We start from the raw sequence: 18,392 nt of genomic DNA, 5'->3' as shown, positions 1-18,392 counted from the left end.
GTCGAGCCGCGTAAGCCTAGAACGATCCCGGGTCGCGCGCATGATGCTTGTGCTCGTCGTTTCCGCGAAGGCGGAAAGCGCCCACAAGGACGAAGCCGGTCAACCATGGACAGATGCTTTTGCCCGTCATCCCACGGAAATGACGGCGCACAAGAAAAACCCCGCCGAGGCGGGGTTTTTCATCGGCCATGCCTGCGATCAGGCGACCTTGACGATCCGCAGCGGGTTGCCCCAATCCTTGAGCAGCTCCGCCTCGCGCGCCTTGGCTTTGTGCAGGTGGTCTTCCTTGACGTGGCCGTAGCCGCGGATGTGCTCCGGAACGCTGGCGATCTCGGTAGCCAGGTCGACATTGCCGCGATCCAGCGTGCCCAGCAGGCCGTCGATCGTCTTGAAGTAATCGACGATCAGCTGACGCTCCATCTTGCGCTCCTCGGTCTTGCCGAAGATGTCGAGCGCGGTGCCGCGGAGGCGGCGGGCCTTGGCCAGCCACTTGAACGCGGTGAACACCCACGGGCCGAATTCCTGCTTGATCAGGCGGCCGTTCGCGTCCTTCTTCGCCAGCAGCGGCGGTGCGAGGTGGAACTTGAGCTTGTAGTCGCCGTCGAACTGCTGCTGCAGCTTCTTCTGGAAATCGCCGCTGGTGTACAGGCGCGCGACTTCGTACTCGTCCTTGTAGGCCATCAGCTTGAACGCGTAGCGGGCGACGGCTTCGGTGAGGTCGGTGCTGCCGGCGGCCTTCTTTTCCTCGGCCTCGCGCACCTTGCCGACGAAGTCGCTGTAACGCTTCGCGTAGGCGGCGTCCTGGTAGTCGGTGAGGAAGGCGACGCGACGGGTGATCAGCTCATCCAGCGAACGCGACAGGCGTGCGTCGTCCAGCGGCAGGAACGCGACGTTGTCGTCGCCTTCGCCGGCATGCGACGGCACGTGGCGCAGCTCGTCGCCGTCGCGGGTCTTCAGTGGCGCGGCGTTCGCACCCCACTCGGTACCTTCCCATGCGCCGGCCTTGAGCATCGGCAGCTCGCGCGGCGTGGCTTCGGCAGCGGTCTGGGCGTTGCGGATCAGGCCGGCGGCCTCGGCCACGGCGGTCGGATCGATCGCGGCCAGGCGGCCCCAGGCAAACGCGGTCTTGTTCATTTCGACCGCGGCGCCGTTGAGTTCGATCGCGCGCATCAGCGAGTCGAACGCGATCGGCACCAGCGCCTGCTGCCAGGCGTAGCCGAGGATGAACAGGTTGGTCGCGATCGCATCGCCCATCAGCCCGGTGGCGAGCTGGGTGGCGTCGACGACGTGGAGCTTGTCGGCCGCCTGTTCGCGATCGCCGAGCGCCTTGCTGATCGCCGACACGATGTCGGTCGCCGGGAACTGCATGTCCGGACGGGTGGTGAAGGTGCCCGGCATCGCTTCGTAGCTGTTGAGCACGACGCTGGTGCGGCCGCTGCGGACCTTCGACAGCACCCAGTAGTCGTTCACCACCACCATGTCGCAACCGAGCACCAGGTCGGCTTCGCCCGCGGCGATGCGCACGGCATGGATGTCGGCCGGCGTGTTGGCGATACGGATGTGCGTGGTGACGGCGCCGCCCTTCTGCGCCAGGCCGGTCTGGTCGAGCACGGTCGAGCCCTTGCCTTCCAGGTGGCCGGCCATGCCGAGCAGTGCACCGATGGTGACCACGCCGGTGCCGCCGACGCCGGTGAGCAGGATGTTCCAGGGCTGGTCGAGCGCGGGCAGGGTCGGCATCGGCAGGTCGTTCAGACGATCCTTCGCGGACGAGCCCTTCTTCTTGCGCAGCGAGCCACCTTCCACCGTCACGAAGCTCGGGCAGAAGCCGTTGACGCAGCTGTAGTCCTTGTTGCAGTTGGACTGGTCGATCTCGCGCTTGCGGCCGAATTCGGTTTCCTTCGGCAGCACCGACACGCAGAACGACTTCTTGCCGCAGTCGCCGCAGCCTTCGCACACCAGCGAGTTGACCATCACGCGCTTCTGCGGATCGACCATCTTGCCGCGCTTGCGACGGCGGCGCTTTTCGGTGGCGCACACCTGGTCGTAGATCATGACCGAGACGCCCTTCACTTCGCGCAGGCGCTTCTGCACCGCGTCGAGGTCCTTGCGGTCGAAGAACTCCATGTCGCCCGGGAAGATCTCGCGCTTGTTCCATTTGGCGATGTCGTCGGACACCAGCACGATGGTCTGCACGCCTTCGCTGCGCACCTGGTGCGCGATCTGCGGCACCGACAGCGTGCCGTCCACCGGCTGGCCGCCGGTCATCGCGACCGCGTCGTTGTAGAGGATCTTGTAGGTGATGTTGACGCCGGCCGCGACCGACTGGCGGATCGCCAGCGAGCCCGAATGGAAATACGTGCCATCGCCGAGGTTCTGGAACACGTGCGGCGTTTCGGTAAATGCCGACTGCCCCGCCCACGTCACGCCTTCGCCGCCCATGTGGGTGAAGGTGTCGGTGTTGCGATCCATCCAGGTGACCATGTAGTGGCAGCCGATGCCACCGAGCGCGCGCGAACCTTCCGGCACCACGGTCGAGGTGTTGTGCGGGCAGCCCGAGCAGTAATGCGGCACGCGCGGGAACTGCGCGCGCGGCAGGGCGAGTTCGGATTCCTTCTCCGCCATCCACTTGAGCACGTTCTCGATGTGCTCGGAGTTGTGGAAGCGCTGGATGCGCTTGGCGATGACGCCGGCGATGCGCGCCGGGGTGAGTTCGCCGGTGGAGGGCAGGATCCACTCGCCGCTCTCGTCGTACTTGCCGACGATCGACGGGCGGCCGCCGCCGTCCCAGTTGTACATCGACTCCTTCATCTGGCTTTCGATGAAGGCGTGCTTCTCTTCGACCACCAGGATGTCCTGCAGGCCGCGTGCGAAGTTGCGCAGGCCGACCGGCTCCAGCGGCCAGGTCATGCCGACCTTGTACACGCGGATGCCCAGGTCGGCGCAGGCGCGCGCGTCGAGGCCCAGGTATTCCAGCGCCTGCAGCACGTCGAGGTAGGACTTGCCGGTGGTGATGATGCCCAGGCGCGCGTTCGGCGAATCGATCACCAGACGGTCGATCCTGTTGGCACGCGCGAACGCCTGCGCCGCCTTCACGGCGTACTGGTGCAGGCGCATTTCCTGGTTCAGCGGCGGATCCGGCCAGCGGATGTTGAGGCCGCCGTCGGGCATCTCGAAATCGGTCGGGATGACGATGTCGAGCGCGAGCGGGTTCACGTCGACCGAGGCCGACGACTCCACCGTTTCCGCAATCGTCTTGAAGCCGACCCAGCGACCGGTGAAGCGCGACATCGCCCAGCCGACCAGGCCCATGTCGAGGATGTCCTGCACGCCGGCCGGGTTGAGCACCGGCATCATCGCGCTGACGAATTCGTGTTCCGAGCCGTGCGGCAGCGTCGACGAACGGCAGTTGTGGTCGTCGGCCGCCAGCGCCAGCACGCCGCCCAAGCGACCGGTGCCCGCGGCGTTGGCGTGCTTGAACACGTCGCCGCAGCGATCCACGCCGGGGCCCTTGCCGTACCACATGCCATAGACGCCATCGACCTTCGCGCCCGGGAACAGGTTGGTCTGCTGCGTGCCCCAGACCATGGTCGCGCCGAGGTCTTCGTTGAGGCCCGGGGTGAACTTCACGCCCGCAGCTTCCAGGTGCTTCTTCGCCCGCCACAGTTCCAGGTCGAACCCGCCCAGCGGCGAGCCGCGGTAGCCGGAGATGAAGCCGCCGGTGTTGAGGCCGGCAGCCTGGTCGCGCAGGCGCTGCATCAGCGGCAGGCGCACCAGCGCCTGGACGCCGCTCAGGTAGATGCGGCCTTCGACCCGGCTGTACTTGTGGTCCAGCGTGTAGTCGGGGTCGACCACGGAATTGGTGAGCGACGTGTTCGCCGAGGACGGCGAGCTGAGTTCGGCGGTGCTGGTCATGCGAAGGCTCCGGGCGCGGCCGGATGGGCCGCGGGGTGGCTGCGGGGGAGGGGCAGTGAGGGATTGGTTGCAACCGCAACCAAAAACGCCCTGAAAATCAGCGGAATTGTAGCAGTCGCGGCGATTTGCTGAATCCGGCCAGATTGGGTCAAGCCGGGTGAGACCTGGCTCGCAGTAGGCCAACTTGCGGCACTATCGCCATACGCCGGCGAATAGCAGGCTTCACCACGCGTTCGCAGGGGATGCACGTCGGACGGCAGCACGGATGGAAGCGCCCACGGGCGCGCGCTGGCGAGTGCCTGATGCGGCCGCCGGCCCGATCCGCGATGAGCCCGCCAGCCTTGGCGCGGCCCACACACACAGGGGACATCATGTTCGTCGTACGCAATCTGTTGTTGGTGGCCATGCTGGCGGTGGCGGGCACGGCGAACGCGCAATCGTTGGCCAAGCCGGGCGAGTTTTACTTCGACGCCGACGCCAGTGCGCTCAAGCCACTGGTAGTCATGAGCGAAACCGGCGACGCCGCCATGCAGAAGCTGATGAAGAAAATCGAGCGCGACCCGCATGCCCGCGCCGAGCAACTGCAGCTGGCGCACCTGGCGATGCAGGGCGGCCAGGTCGAAGCCGGCCGGACGCTCTACCAGCGCGCGCTGTCGCGCCTGGACAAGAGCAGCTCGGTCTGGCGGCCCGGGACCTGGAACTATGCCTGGGACCTCTACCGCGCCGGCGACGCCGCAGGTGCATTGCAGCAATGGGGCACGCTGCAGGCTTCGCGCGGCGTCAACGGCTCCTGGATGCCGCCGACCTTCGCCCTGACGCTGTGGACGCTCGGCCGCAAGGACGAAGCCGTGCAGTGGTATGCCGCCGCCGTGCGCACCGAACCGAACCTGTGGCGGACCAGCGCGCGCTACGCCGACCTGCTTCCGGACTGGAGCGACAGCGAGCGCGCGAAGCTGGGCGAAGTGCTGGAGGCATGGGCGGCCAATCCACCGCCCTGGCCATGAGCGATATGACCCGGACGCGACGGATGAACGGGCGCGTCGCGCGCTGACGGCGATGCCCCGCCGGTCGGGACTCCCTTTCGTCGCCGCGCACGGCTAGAGTGCAGGCAGGACCGGAGCGTCTGTACCGGGATAGCGACGCACGACATCAGCCTGAAGGGGGACGGGATGTCCATGTCGGAACTGAGCGTGATGGTGGTCGAGGACCACGGCTTCCAGCGCCGCATGGCGCTGCGCCTGCTGACCGACCTGGGCATCGGCGAACTGAGCGAGGCCGCCGACGGCCACGCCGCACTGAGCCTGCTGGGCAACGGCCGCGCCCCACCGGACGTATTGATCGTCGACCTCGACATGCCGGGCATGGACGGGATCGAGTTCATCGGCCATGTCGCCAAGGATCGCCTGGCCCGCGCCGTGGTGGTGGCCAGCGCGCTGGATCCTGCCCTGCTCAACACCGTGCAGACGATGGCCCGCGCCTACGGGCTGCGCGTGCTTGGCAGCGTCGAGAAACCGCTGACCCGCGAGAAGCTCTCGGCCGTGCTCAACGGCTTCGACGACACGCTGCACGCCTACGACGAAGTCGAAGTGGTCGAGGTCAGCGTCGACGCCGTGCGCGCCGCGATGAACGCCGGCGAGATCGGCCCGTGGTTCCAGCCGCAGGTGGAACTGGGCAACGGCCGCCCGGTCGCCGCCGAAGCGCTCGCCCGCTGGCGCCGCAAGGACGGCCGCATCATCCGGCCGGCCAACTTCATCCCGCTGATCGAACGCGAAGGCCTGGTGAGTGAACTCACCGACCACATGCTCGTCCAGGCCTGCCGCTGGAAGCACTACTGGGACCAGCGCGGCCTGCGCCTGAACATGTCGATCAACGTGTCGCCGCAGGTGTTGTCCGACGAATCCGCCGCCGACCGCTACCAGCAAATCGTGCAGAAACAGGGTGTGGATCCGGCCGAAATCGTCCTGGAGATCACCGAGAGCTCGGTGATGGCCGACGCCGCGCGCGGCCTGGGCGTGTTGGCACGGCTGCGGCTCAAGGGCTTCGGCCTGTCGATCGATGACTTCGGCACCGGTTATTCGTCGCTGTCGCAGCTCTCGCAGATTCCCTTCACCGAATTGAAGATCGACCAGGGCTTCGTCTCCGGCGCCAGCACCCAGCCGCGCAAGCGCGCGGTGATCGAAGCCAGCCTGGACCTGGCGCGCAAGCTCAACCTGGACGTCGTCGCCGAAGGCGTGGAGACCGTCGAACAGTGGCAGATGCTCGCCGACCTCGGCTGCGGCATGGCGCAGGGCAACCTGATCGCCGAACCGGTGCCCGGCGAGGAGCTGGCCGAAGCGATCGGGCGCTGGCGCCGGCCGGTGTAGGTGGCGATGCGGGGGCAGGCGGAGCGATTCGTGGCGCGACGATCCACCTGCCGTTGTCGCGCTTCTTCGAAGCGGGATTCGAAATGGGGCCGAAGTGGGATTCGGAGGCAGCGGGAAGCCGCCGTCCCGAACGCACAAGGAAGTTGTCATCCCGAGCGCAGCGAGGGATCTGCTTTTTCTTGCAGGCACGGGCCGAGGCAGCACAAGCCACTGCGCTTCAAGAAGATCCAGGAAGGTGATTCACCGCGGTGCGGGAGTTTTCGACAAACAGATCCCTCGCTGCGCCCGGGATGACAGCCAGGAAAATCCGGACACGTCCAAGCAACCAAAGGTGCGCCACACCGCGGCATGAAATTCGGCATCCGCCATCAGCTCTGGGCCCTGTTCGGCCTGTTCCTGTTCACCGGCGCCACCGTGCTGGTGCTCGATGAAGTCGCGCAGTACCGCGCGCGCGAATCACTGCTGGAACTGCGCGGACAGTCGCTGCTCAGCCTGCGCGAGTTCAAGACCGTGTCGGACGCCTACGGGCTCGAGGTCAGCGGCGCCACCTTCCGCACCCGCAACTACCTGATCGGCTGGGACGAGGGCATCGCGTCGCTCGACGCCGCACGCCAGCGCATCGACACCAGCTGGAAGGCGCTGGAACACCTGCCGCGCACGCCGCAGGAGCAGGTGCATTTCCAGGCTGCCGCGCGCGAACGCGTCGCCGCGGACGCCGCGATGGCCGAGCTGCGCACGACCCTGGTCCGCCACGACATCCGCGCACTCGGGCATTTCGCCGACACCCGGCTGTTCCCCTCCATCGACCCGGTCACCGAACGCCTGAAGCTGCTGTCCGACCTGGCCACCGCCAAGGCCGACGCCGTGGTGCGCGACAACCTGCGCAGCAACCGCCAGGTCAGTGCGTTGCGCACCGGGCTGTCGTTCGCGGCGCTGTTCGTGGTCGCGCTGGTGGGCCGTCGCGTGCTACGCAACGCCTACCGCGGCATCGAGAGCCTGACCTTCATCGCCAGGCGGATGCGCAAGCACGACTACACCGCGCAGCCGCGGCACATGCCGCAGGCGGGCGAGCTGCGCACGGTGATGGATGCGCTGCTGGAAATGCGCGAGGACGTGCTCGGCTTCGAGACCGAGCTCACCGAACAGCTCGGCCGCAACGAACGCATCCGCGGCGAACTGGTCCGGCGCGAAGCATTGCAGCGTTCGCTGATCGAGGCCGCGCCCACCGCGATCGCCGCGATCGACAGCGAGGGTCGCTACTTCCTCTTCAACCCGGGCGCGGAACGGCTGTTCGGTTTCCGTGCCGAGGACTTCATCGGCAAGGACGCGCCGAAGATGGACACCGTCGGCGATTTCGCCCCGGCGCTGGTGCCGGCCGACAGCTATCGCCGCCTCGCCGAAATGCTGGGCGATCGCACCAGCACGCCGGTGCCGCCGGACTGGCGCGCGCTGATGAAAGCGGCCGAACTCGGCATGCCGCCGGCCGAGACCGTGATGCTGCATCGCGACGGCCACGTGGTGCACACGTTGCTCGCGCTCGCGTTGATCCCGGACGAACGCCACGGCGGCAACGGCCTGCTCGGCGTCGCCGTCGACCTCACCCGGATCAAGCAGCTGGAAGCCGACCTGCGTGCCAGCCAGGCGCGCGCCGAGCAGGCCAACCACGCCAAGTCCTCGTTCCTGGCCGCGATGAGCCACGAGATCCGTACGCCGATGATCGGCGTGACCGGCATGATCGAGATCCTCAGTCACTCGAAACTCGACAACGACCAGCGCCACGCGCTCAACGTCATCCAGCAGTCATCGCAGTCGCTGCTGCAGATCATCGGCGACATCCTCGACTTCTCGAAGATCGAAGCCGGGCGGCTGGAGATATCGCCCAGCGTCGTCAACCTGGCGACGGTCCTGCGCAGCACGGTTGCCAACTACACCGGCTCCGCCTCGAGCAAGGGCCTGACCCTGACCTGCGACATCGACCCGCGCATCGGCCCGGCCCACGGCATCGACGCGCTGCGCCTGCGCCAGATCCTCAGCAACTTCCTATCGAACGCGATCAAGTTCACCGCCAAGGGCGGCGTCGAGGTCGCCCTGGAATGGCGTGGCGAAGCGGCTGCGCGAACGGAAGATCCGCACGGCGCCGACCTGCTCAGCTTCCGCGTCACCGACACCGGCATCGGCGTCAGCGCCGAAGCGCAGCAGCGCCTGTTCCAGCCGTTCGCACAGGCCGAAGGCGACACCACCCGGCGCTACGGCGGCACCGGACTGGGCCTGGCGATCTGCGCGCGCCTGGCCGAACTGATGGGCGGCCTGGTGACGATGGAATCGGTGCCCCATGCCGGCACGACGATGCGCCTGGCGCTGACCGTGCCGCGCGCGCTGGAATCGGAACTGCCCAGCGACGCGCTCTACGCCGCCGCCGCGCCGGCATTCAAGCCGCGCCGCCTGCCCAGCGTCGAGGACGCCCTGCGCGAGCGCAGCCTGGTCCTGCTGGTCGACGACCACCCGACCAACCGCATGGTGATCGCACGCCAGCTCGCCCTCGCCGGCTACGCCAGCGAATCGGCCGAGGACGGCCTGGAAGGACTGGAGAAATGGCGCAGCGGCCGCTACGCGCTGGTGCTGTCCGACATCCACATGCCGCACCTCGACGGCTACGGCCTGGCCGGACGCATCCGCGATGAAGAAAAAAAGCGCGACCTGTCGCGCACGCCGATCGTCGCGCTCACCGCATCCGCATTGAAGGGCGAAGCCGAGCGTTGCCTCGCCGCCGGCATGGACGACTACCTCGCCAAGCCCGTCGCGGTGCCGACGCTGGCTGCGTGCCTGCAGCGCTGGTTGCCGCACACGCTGGCGAGCGACGACGCGCCGCGCGCGCCCGGTGGCTTCGAAGCGGCGAACGTGCAGGCGGCCCTGGCGCCTGCCGGCCTGCCACAACTGGAAGCCACGCCCACGCTGCTCGACATGGCCGCACTGAATGAACTCAGCGGCGGTGATGAAAGCGAAACCGCGGCGCTGCTGCGCGACTTCCTCGATGCCACCGCGCAGGATCTCGCCGTGCTCGCGCAGACCCGCGACGGCGGCGACATCCCCGCACTCACCCGCCAGGCGCACAAGATCAAGGGCGCCGCGCGCCTGGTCGGCGCGAGCGAACTCGCACAGGCCGCGCAGGAACTGGAAGCCGCCGGCCACAGCGCGGACTGGGCGGCGATCCTGCCGCACGCCGCCGGCGTGGACACCGCCGCCGAGCGGCTGAAGTTGTTCGTGGCGGAGCGGTTTCCCGCCTGAGCCGGCGTACGAACGGCTGGTTCTTCGCTGTCATCCCAAGCGGCGAGTTCCCTCGCTGCATCGCGACGAACCCGTCACCCGGGCAGCGCATTTGCCGGTTCAGGCCTTTCCCGCGGGCCGTGATTGCACGCGTCACCGCGCCTGGGTCGCGGCGTTAGGATGCGGCAGTCCTGACATGGGTTCCGACACATGCGTACGCTCGTTGTCGCCGCGCTACTCGCGCTACCTTTCTCCGCCATGTGCGCCGACCGCATCACCGGCAAGCCATTCGCCACCCGCAGCGAGGTCTACGCCCCGCACGCGATGGCGGCGACCTCGCACCCGCTGGCCACGCAGATCGCGCTGGACGTGATGAAGGCGGGCGGCAGCGCGGTCGATGCGGCGATCGCCGCGAATGCCGCGCTGGGATTGATGGAACCGACCGGTAGCGGCGTCGGCGGCGACTTGTTCGCGATCGTCTGGGATCCGAAATCGAAAAAGCTCTACGGCTACAACGGCTCCGGTCGTTCGCCCAAGTCGCTCACGCTGGCCGAATTCCGGAAGCGCGGCCTCACCGAAGTGCCATCGCACGGACCGCTGCCCGTCACCGTGCCGGGTGCGGTCGATGCGTGGTTCGCGCTGCATGACCGCTTCGGTCGCAAGCCGATGAGCGACGACCTCGCCCCGGCGATCGGCTACGCGCGCGACGGCCATCCGGTGCACGAGGTGATCGCGTACTACTGGGGTCGCAGCGTGCCGACGCTGTCGAAGTGGCCCGGCTTCGCCGAACAATTCACCGTAGACGACGGCGCCGGCAAAAGGCGCGGCCCGCGCACCGGCGAGATGTGGAAGAACCCGAACCTCGCCAACACCCTGGAGAAGATCGCCACTGGCGGCCGCGACGCGTTCTACAAGGGCGAGATCGCGCACGCCATCGACGCCTACTTCAAGGCCAACGGCGGGTTTCTGTCGTATGAGGACCTCGCCACGCACCACGGCGAGTGGGTGGATCCGGTCAGCACCAACTACCGCGGCTATGACGTGTGGGAGCTGCCACCGAACGGCCAGGGCATCGCCGCGTTGCAGATCCTCAACCTGCTCGAACCCTACGACCTGAAGAAATACGGATTCGGCAGCCCCGAGCACGTGCACCTGTTCGCCGAGGCGAAGAAGCTCGCATTCGCCGATCGCGCCGCGTCCTACGCCGATCCGGATTTCTACAGGACGCCGGTGGCGAAACTGATCTCCAAGGACTACGCCCGCGAACGCGGCAAGCTGATCGCGATGGACCGCGCGATGAAATCCGCGGAACCCGGCGTGATCCCGCAACTCAACGAAGGCGACACCATCTACATGACCGTCGCCGATGCCGACGGCATGATGGTGTCGCTGATCCAGTCCAACTATCGCGGCATGGGCAGCGGCATGGCGCCGCCGGGATTGGGTTTCATCTTCCAGGATCGCGGCGAGCAGTTCGTGCTCAAGCCGGGCCATCCCAATTCCTTCGCGCCCGGCAAGCGCCCGTTCCACACCATCATTCCCGCGTTCGTGACCAAGGACGGCAAGCCGTGGCTGTCGTTCGGCGTGATGGGCGGTGCGATGCAGCCGCAGGGCCACGCGCAGATCGTGATGAACCTGGTCGACTTCGGCATGAACCTGCAGGAAGCCGGCGACGCGCCACGCATCCAGCACGACGGGTCCACCGAACCCGCCGGCCAGAACACCGCGATGAGTGATGGCGGCGAGCTCGACCTGGAATCGGGTTTCCCCTACGAGACCGTGCGCGCGCTGATGCGCAAGGGCCACAGCGTGCGGTTCGCCGACGGTCCCTACGGCGGCTACCAGGCCATCATGGTGAATCCGAACGGCGGTTATATCGGCGCCAGCGAGTCGCGCAAGGACGGCCAGGCGGCGGGATACTGAATTTCGCGTCGTCGCGTGACCCCACCGGTCGCCGCGCCACGTTCGAACCAGCGTGGCGGCGCACCTGCGTCGTCCGATCCAACCGGAGGCACGACCATGACGGCAACGAACGGACAGGGCGGGGGCGGACGTCGCCGTGTATGGCGGCTCGCAGCCATGCTGGCGGTGGGACTGGCGGCGACCGCCGTGCTGGTGCCGGCGACTGCCAACGGCATCGAATACCCGCAGGCCAAGCAGATGGCCGACGGCGACGAGGCGAAGCTCGATGGCGCACAGATGGCCTCGCTGGCCCAGGCGCAGGCGAACTTCGCCAGGAAATTCACCCGCAAGTGCGCGGCCGGCAAGGCGCGCGCCGAACTGTCGCCCTTCGGGCTGGTGCTCAAGCTCGACGCCGACGGCCATGTGGTGCACGGCTGGGTCGACACCGAAACGACGGTAGCGACCTGCATGCGCGACGCGGCGCTGGGACAGCTCTACTTCAAGCCGCCGCAGGCACCGTTCATGACCGCGCTGCAGATGACCTGGTCACCCTGACAGGCCGCTGCCCGGTAGAGGAACCCTGCTTCGCCGTCCACCGCCCCGACCGCGGGCCGATCGGGCCCGCCCCGCCCCCACCTGCGACCCGACGCGATTTCCGGTTACCCTCAGGCTTCCTTCGACCGGGGGTGTGCATGAAGACCGTGTTGGTGGCCAGTTCCAAGGGCGGCGCAGGCAAGACCACGATCGCGACCCATCTCGCCGCGCACAGCGCGATTGACGGCCTGCGCACCGCGCTGGTGGACGCCGATCCGCAGGCATCGTCGACGCGCTGGGCGCAGAAGCGTGCCCTCGACGGGCGCGCCGGGGTCGACAGCGCGGTGCTCGCCCTCGATGGCACGCGCCGCAAGGGCTGGCGCAAGCACGTCCCCGACGACACCCAGCGCCTGGTCATCGACGGCGCCGCCGGCGCGATGGCGGACGAGCTGGAATCCTTTCTCGACGTCGTCGATGCAGTGGTGGTGCCGGTGGTGCCCTCGACGCTCGACATCGAGGCGACCGTGCCTTTCCTGGACACGCTCGCCGGGCACCCGCGGGTGCGCAAGGGCGAGCTGCGCGTGGGCCTGGTCGGCAACAAGCTCAAGCCGTGGACCAACGTCTCGCAGCAGGCGCTGGACCTGCTCGGGCAATGGCCCTATCCGCTGGTGGCGCAGGTGCGCGACAGCCAGGGCTACGTGGTCACCACGGCGCTGGGCAAGAGCATCTTCGACTACCACTCCGCGCAGGTGCGCGAGCACCAGGCCGACTGGGCGTCATTGCTGAAGTGGCTGAAGAAGTAGCGCCCGGGGAATGGGCCCATCGCCTGTCACAACGCCGCTGTTGACCTTCGCGCCGCTTCCCTGTTCCCTGTTCCCCAATCCCTTCCTCTCGGCCTGCCCATGCGCGAACTGATCCTGCTCCGCCACGCCCACGCCGAACCGGCCGCCCCGGGCCAGGCCGACCTTGACCGCCCCCTGTCCGCCGAAGGCCTGGCCGAAGCCGAGGCCGCCGGCCGCTGGCTGGCGCAGAACCGGCTGGTTCCCGACACCGTGCTGTGCTCGCCCTCGCGGCGCACGCGCGAGACGCTGGAAGCCGTGCTCGGCGCGATCGGCTACGTCGACCAGCGCATTGAGCCGTCGATCTACGAAGCGACACCCGGTACCCTGATCGCGCTGGCCGACACCCACAACCAGAGCGAACGGCTGTTGCTGGTCGGCCACAACCCCGGTTTCGAGCAACTCGCCGCGCTGCTCCACAGTGGCCAGTCCGGCGACTATCGCGGCATGCCGCCGGGCGGCATCGCTGTACTCACCCTGCCCGCGGGCACGGCGCTGGAACCCGGCATTGCCCAGCTCAGCGCGTTCTGGTGGCCGTGATTTTGTAGATTCTGGATAGCTGTGATTCGGGCAACTGCTAAACCCGCCACCACGAGTGGCACGACAACCGGCAAGGCCAACGACAGCGGGACAGGCGGGGCGGTTTCCCGGCTGGCACGCGTGCGTCGCATGCCGTGGCTGTGCGTATTGCTGCCGGGCCTGCTGGCGGCTGGCGCACAGGCGCAATCGCTGGATCCGGCGCATAGCCGGTTCGGTTTCGAGCTGCACACGCGCTGGGGCCAGCACTTGCCCGGCGACTTCCCACGCTACGAAGGCGAAGTCCTGGTCCTGGCCGATGGCCGTCATCAGGTCCGCATCCGCCTGGCCACTGGCGCGGTAGAGATGCGCGACTCGCAGCGGTACACGCGCTTCGCGCGCAGCGAGCGGTTCCTCGATGCCGCGCACCACCCGTGGCTGGAGTTCGTGTCCGATCCCTATGCCGGCGAGCTGGTCCGCGCCGGCGGACCGCTGCGCGGCACGCTCAACCTGCGCGGGGTCAGTCGCAGCGAGACCTTCATGCTCGCACCCAGCGCGTGCGAACGCCCGGCGCGCGATTGCGATGTCGTTGCCATAGGCCGCATCAGCCGCGTCGACTACGGTCTGGAAACCTGGCGCTGGGCGCTGGCCGACGAGGTGACGTTCAACCTGCGCGTGCGCCTGCGCGAGGTCGCACCGTGACGGGGCTGCAACGCGTGGCCCGACTGGTGCTCGCGTGGTTGCTGCTGTCGTTGTCGGCCTGTGCCGGCTTGACTGCGACGCAGCGCGAACGGGTGTCGCAGATCGTCACGGCCGCCCGCCCGACCACGCTGGACTGCACCACGCCCGACCATTGCGCGAAGCCGTCGCCGCTGCGCGACCTGGGCACGCGCGCGCTGGCGGAATCCACGCCGGAGGCGCCGCGCCACAACGTGGTGATCATCGATCGTGGTCCCGACGCCATGCTCGCGCGGCTGGACCTGATCCGCGGTGCGCAGGCGTCGATCGACCTGCAGACCTACATCTACGACGAGGACGACGCCGGCCTGCTGGTGCTGGACGAACTCATCAAGGCGGCCCGCCGCGGCGTGCGCGTGCGCCTGCTGCTGGACCAGCTCTCCGCGCTGCGGCGCGTGGACACCCTGGCCGCGATCGCTGGCGTGCACGCCAACCTGGAGATGCGCATCTACAACCCGGTGCTGCATCGCGCGCGCATCAGCTATCCGGCGTACGCGGTGGCAGCCGCCTGTTGCTGGCGCACGCTCAACCAGCGCATGCATTCGAAGATGCTGCTGGTGGACGACATCGTCGGCATCACCGGCGGGCGCAACTACCAGGACGACTATTACGACTGGGATCCGCAGTTCAACTTCCGCGACCGCGACCTCGTCGTCGCCGGTCCCGCGGCGGGCACGATGGAAACGGCGTTCGAGACGTTCTGGAACGATGCGCGCAGCGTGCCCGTCGAGCACCTGCGCGATGTTGCCCGCCGCATCACCGACGCGGGCGTGCCGGCGTTGCCGGCGCCCGTGTTCCAGCGACCGCAGCGCGCGGACGCGATGCGCAACGACGCCGCCGACACCGCACTGGTGCAATCCCGGCTGGCGTCACACGCGCTGGAAGTGGGCGACGTGCGCTACATCACCGACACCCCGGTCAAGCAGCGGCGCGCCGGGCGCGAACAGCGGTGGGCCTCGGACTTGCTGCGCGCGCTGATCGAATCGGCGCAGACCGAAGTGTTGCTGCAGACGCCCTACCTGGTGATGTCCGATCCGGCGCAGGACATGTTCCGGCGCATGCACGCGCGTTCGCCGCGGCCGCGCGTGCGCGTATCGACCAATTCGCTGGCGGCGACCGACGCCTTCATCGCCTACGCGTTGTCGTACAAGTACAAGCGCCGCTACCTGCGCGAATTCGGCTTCGACATCTTCGAGACCAAGCCTTTCCCGACCGCGATGCCGATCGATATCGCCGCGACCGGAGCGGAGCTGCCGGACCTGCTCGATGACGGTGCGACGCGACCGCGCGCGTCCGGCGGCTCGGGCGAAACCTTGCCGCTGCCCTCGCCGCAATCGGGTCGTGGCGACTACCGCGCCGACGAAGGGCGCAACCTGCGTCGCGCGCCGCTGGCCAGTGAATACGGCGCCAAGCGCTACACCCTGAAACGCGCCAACGAACCGGTGCCGCTCAAGCGCGCCGGCGTGCGCATCGGCCTGCACGCAAAGTCGATCGTGATCGACGAACGCATCGGCGTGGTCGGCACGCACAACTTCGATCCGCGCGCCGATTACTTCAATACCGAGAGCGCGGTGGTGATCGACGATCCCGCCTTCGCCCGCGCGCTGGCGGCGAGCATCCGCAACGACATGCAGCCCGACAACGCGTGGGCGATCGCACCACGCGACCGGCCGCTGCTGTTCCCGGGTCTCGAATATTCGATCGGGAAGATCTCCGAGCACATGCCGGTGTTCGATTTCTGGCCGCGGCGCTACGCGACCAGCTATGAGTTCGTGCCCGGCCCGGAATGTCCGTTCCCGTTGGCGCGCAACGCGCCGCGCTTCCGTGCCTGCTACAAGCCGGTGGGCGATTTCCCCGAGGTCAACATCGGCCTGAAGTTGCTCACGACGCGGATCTTTACCGCGTTCGGCGCGGGACTGGCGCCGATCCTGTGAGCTGCTGACCCCCGAAACCGGCCACAGCCCGTGAAAAACGCCGGGCGCAAGCCACCGAATTGGCCTCCAACCACGACCAGGCATCCCCCGAACGGGTGACGCTTGCCATAGGTCATGGCAACCCTTAGGCCGGAAAAAGCATCTGAATCAGGGTGTTGCGCCAGATTCCCATCGCCGGCGGGCCGTAGGCCACGGGTTGGGTGACTTCCGGCACAGGTGATTGGTAGGTGCGGTGTTGTACTTTACCAACACACCAAGGCACACCCGCCCAAGCAGAGAGGAAACAACCATGAACGTCGTCCGCACTTTCGAACCCCGCCCGACCACGACTACCAAGCCGGCCCCCACCATCCCCAACGAAGCCCCGGTCCGCCATCTGCACCGCGAACGCGACTTCGGCGTCGGTTACGGCAACAGCAGCGGCTACGCGAGCAACCGCCGTTACACCGACAACTGGGTCCAGCCGTACTTCCGCTGCGCGTAAGACGACTCTCTCTCGCATGGGCAAGGCCCCGGCCAGCGCGACAACGGTCCCTCCCCTGACGTTGCGCGCTGGCCGGTAAGGCCGGATGGCGGCTAAGGTGCCGCCCATGACCAGTCCCCGTGCCTCCCGGCCGCTGTTCCGCGGCAACACCACGCTCGATGACCTGAACGCCCTGTCGAAGGACACGGCGATGATTCCGTTGGGCATCGCCTTCACCGAAGTCGGCGCCGACTACCTGCGCGGCACCATGCCCGTCGATGCGCGCACCAAGCAGCCCTACGGCCTGCTCCACGGCGGCGCTTCGGTGCTGCTGGCCGAAACCCTGGGCAGCACGGCCGGCGGCCTGGCCGCGCCGGAAGGCAGGGGCGTGGTCGGTATCGAGATCAACGCCAACCACCTGCGCGGCGTGCGCAATGGCATCGTCACCGGCACCGCGCGACCGCTGCATGTCGGCGCGAGCACGCAGGTGTGGGAAATCCGCATCGAAGACGAAGCGGGCCGGCTGGTGTGCATCTCGCGGTTGACGTTGGCCGTGGTGTCTCTCGATCCGGCCCTCGACTCAGCCAAGGCATCGAAATGATTGATGCCGCGCCGGCGGCCGGCAATGCCAGGGAACGGCGCTTTCGCCACATCCGCGCGACAGCCTGAGCGCGACTCCCCGAGCGCTTCGCCAACAGTGCCGCGATCGCTGCGGAACGTACGCAGCCGTGCGGAGCGTGGTGCGGCCACGCTCGCGTTTTTGCGTATGCCGGCCGCCGACGCGGCATCAGCAGATGCCGCAAGTGCGTTCCATGGTGGGTCGGCCGCCGGCGCGGCATCAGTGCTTTCGCATGCAAATATGGTCGTGGGCCGGTATCGTGCCACCCCATGACTGCGCCGCCCCCCACTTCCGGCGCCAACGCGCCCGGGGCGCGTCTGGCGCGCGCTTTCCGCTATTCCTACCGCGTCCCGATGCTGGCCTGGCACGTGCTGGTGCACCTGCCGCTGGCGATGCTCCTGACCACGCCGCTCACCGCCAACCTGCGCATCGGTGGCGAACGCCTGGAACACCGGGTGATCCGCGCGTGGTCGGCCGGGCTGCTGCACGTGTTCGGCTTCCGCCTGCGCCGCGTCGGCACGCCGCTGCCGGGCGCGACGCTGTTCGTCGCCAACCACGTCAGCTGGATCGACATCGAGACCCTGCACAGCCAGCGCATGATGGGTTTCGTCGCCAAGCGCGAGATCCAGAGCTGGCCGGTCGTCGGTTGGCTGGCGCAGCGCGGCGAGACCATCTTCCATGCCCGCGGCAGCACCGAATCGCTCGGCGGCGTGCTGCATGAAATGCTGTCGCGGCTGCGCAACGGCCGCAGCGTCGGCGTGTTCCCCGAAGGCGGCACCCGTGGCGGACGCGAAATCGGCCCGTTCCACGCGCGCATCTTCCTGGCCGCGGTCGAGGCCGGCGTGCCGGTGCAGCCGGTGGCGCTGCGCTATGGCGAAGGCGGCAGCGCCCAGCACGTGGTCGCGTTCGCGCCGCGCGAGAGTTTCTTCGGCAACTTCGTACGCCTGCTTGGTGAGCCGGCGGGCGTGGCCGAAGTGCATTTCCTGGAACCGATCGCGCCGGGCGAAGCCGAAGGCCGGCGCCGCATCGCCGAACTGGCGCGCAGCCGCATTGTCGAAGCGATGACGGTGTAGGCGCGCAGCATCGCCGCGCGTGGCGCTACGCCGCGCGGCGTGGATGGTTTCGGATTCGCCAACGCCGACCGATATTCACATGACTTGTCATTCCGGGCGCGACGACGGACTGGCCGTCGATTTGCAAATGCCGATTTGCAAAAGCAATGACAGATTCCTCGTTTCGCGTGGGGTGATGTGTTTTTCTGTTTCCCTGCTTCCCGTCCATCCGTTCCTGGCCTGGTTTCCGTGACCT

The 18,392-nt window shown here is 67.9% G+C and carries 14 protein-coding genes; 13 read left to right on the top strand and 1 reads right to left on the bottom strand.

The window, feature by feature from the left end; translation table 11 throughout:
* Window positions 1-198 precede the first annotated feature (198 nt).
* Complete coding sequence (locus ACYVD7_RS11375) at window positions 199-3,912, bottom strand: indolepyruvate ferredoxin oxidoreductase family protein (RefSeq protein ID WP_460763120.1); 3,714 nt, start codon at window positions 3,910-3,912, stop codon at window positions 199-201.
* Between the two features lie 371 nt (window positions 3,913-4,283).
* On the opposite strand from ACYVD7_RS11375, the gene ACYVD7_RS11370 reads away from it, so the two are divergent.
* The 13 genes from ACYVD7_RS11370 (at window position 4,284) to ACYVD7_RS11310 (ending at window position 18,389) form a co-directional block, all read left to right on the top strand.
* Complete coding sequence (locus ACYVD7_RS11370; RefSeq protein WP_460763117.1) at window positions 4,284-4,916, top strand: tetratricopeptide repeat protein; 633 nt, start codon at window positions 4,284-4,286, stop codon at window positions 4,914-4,916.
* Window positions 4,917-5,081: 165 nt separating this feature from the next.
* Window positions 5,082-6,275 (top strand): EAL domain-containing response regulator, encoded by a 1,194-nt coding sequence (locus tag ACYVD7_RS11365; protein ID WP_460763114.1) that lies wholly within the window; start codon window positions 5,082-5,084, stop codon window positions 6,273-6,275.
* A gap of 348 nt (window positions 6,276-6,623) precedes the next feature.
* Entirely contained in the window at window positions 6,624-9,560 is a 2,937-nt protein-coding gene (locus ACYVD7_RS11360) for a hybrid sensor histidine kinase/response regulator (protein WP_460763111.1), read from the top strand.
* A 189-nt stretch (window positions 9,561-9,749) separates the two neighbouring features.
* A complete protein-coding gene (ggt, locus tag ACYVD7_RS11355; RefSeq protein WP_460763108.1) occupies window positions 9,750-11,462 on the top strand; it encodes a gamma-glutamyltransferase in 1,713 nt (570 codons plus the stop codon).
* 96 nt (window positions 11,463-11,558) lie between these two features.
* Window positions 11,559-11,996: a hypothetical protein gene (locus ACYVD7_RS11350; protein WP_460763106.1), complete on the top strand. Its 438-nt coding sequence runs from the start codon at window positions 11,559-11,561 to the stop codon at window positions 11,994-11,996.
* Window positions 11,997-12,133: 137 nt separating this feature from the next.
* Complete coding sequence (locus ACYVD7_RS11345; RefSeq protein WP_460763103.1) at window positions 12,134-12,778, top strand: nucleotide-binding protein; 645 nt, start codon at window positions 12,134-12,136, stop codon at window positions 12,776-12,778.
* A gap of 99 nt (window positions 12,779-12,877) precedes the next feature.
* Window positions 12,878-13,354, top strand: a complete 477-nt coding sequence (locus ACYVD7_RS11340) for a SixA phosphatase family protein (protein WP_460763101.1) — start codon at window positions 12,878-12,880, stop codon at window positions 13,352-13,354.
* A gap of 129 nt (window positions 13,355-13,483) precedes the next feature.
* Entirely contained in the window at window positions 13,484-14,032 is a 549-nt protein-coding gene (locus tag ACYVD7_RS11335; RefSeq protein ID WP_460763424.1) for a YceI family protein, read from the top strand.
* On the top strand, window positions 14,029-16,002 hold the full coding sequence (locus ACYVD7_RS11330) for a phospholipase D family protein (RefSeq protein WP_460763098.1): 1,974 nt from the start codon (window positions 14,029-14,031) through the stop codon (window positions 16,000-16,002). The genes ACYVD7_RS11335 and ACYVD7_RS11330 overlap by 4 nt, the downstream gene beginning before the upstream one ends.
* 289 nt (window positions 16,003-16,291) lie before the next feature.
* Window positions 16,292-16,486, top strand: coding sequence for a hypothetical protein (locus tag ACYVD7_RS11325; RefSeq protein ID WP_460763095.1), 195 nt, complete (start codon window positions 16,292-16,294; stop codon window positions 16,484-16,486).
* Between the two features lie 106 nt (window positions 16,487-16,592).
* Window positions 16,593-17,066: a hotdog fold thioesterase gene (locus ACYVD7_RS11320; protein ID WP_460763093.1), complete on the top strand. Its 474-nt coding sequence runs from the start codon at window positions 16,593-16,595 to the stop codon at window positions 17,064-17,066.
* Window positions 17,067-17,353: 287 nt separating this feature from the next.
* Window positions 17,354-18,157 carry a lysophospholipid acyltransferase family protein gene (locus ACYVD7_RS11315; RefSeq protein ID WP_460763090.1) on the top strand — a complete coding sequence of 268 codons (804 nt, stop codon included), beginning with the start codon at window positions 17,354-17,356 and terminating at the stop codon, window positions 18,155-18,157.
* Between the two features lie 19 nt (window positions 18,158-18,176).
* Window positions 18,177-18,389, top strand: a complete 213-nt coding sequence (locus tag ACYVD7_RS11310) for a hypothetical protein (RefSeq protein WP_460763087.1) — start codon at window positions 18,177-18,179, stop codon at window positions 18,387-18,389.
* The last annotated feature ends 3 nt before the right edge of the window (window positions 18,390-18,392 follow it).

It is taken from the genome of Lysobacter fragariae, assembly GCF_054779775.1.
This window is presented reverse-complemented; position numbering and strand designations above follow the sequence as displayed.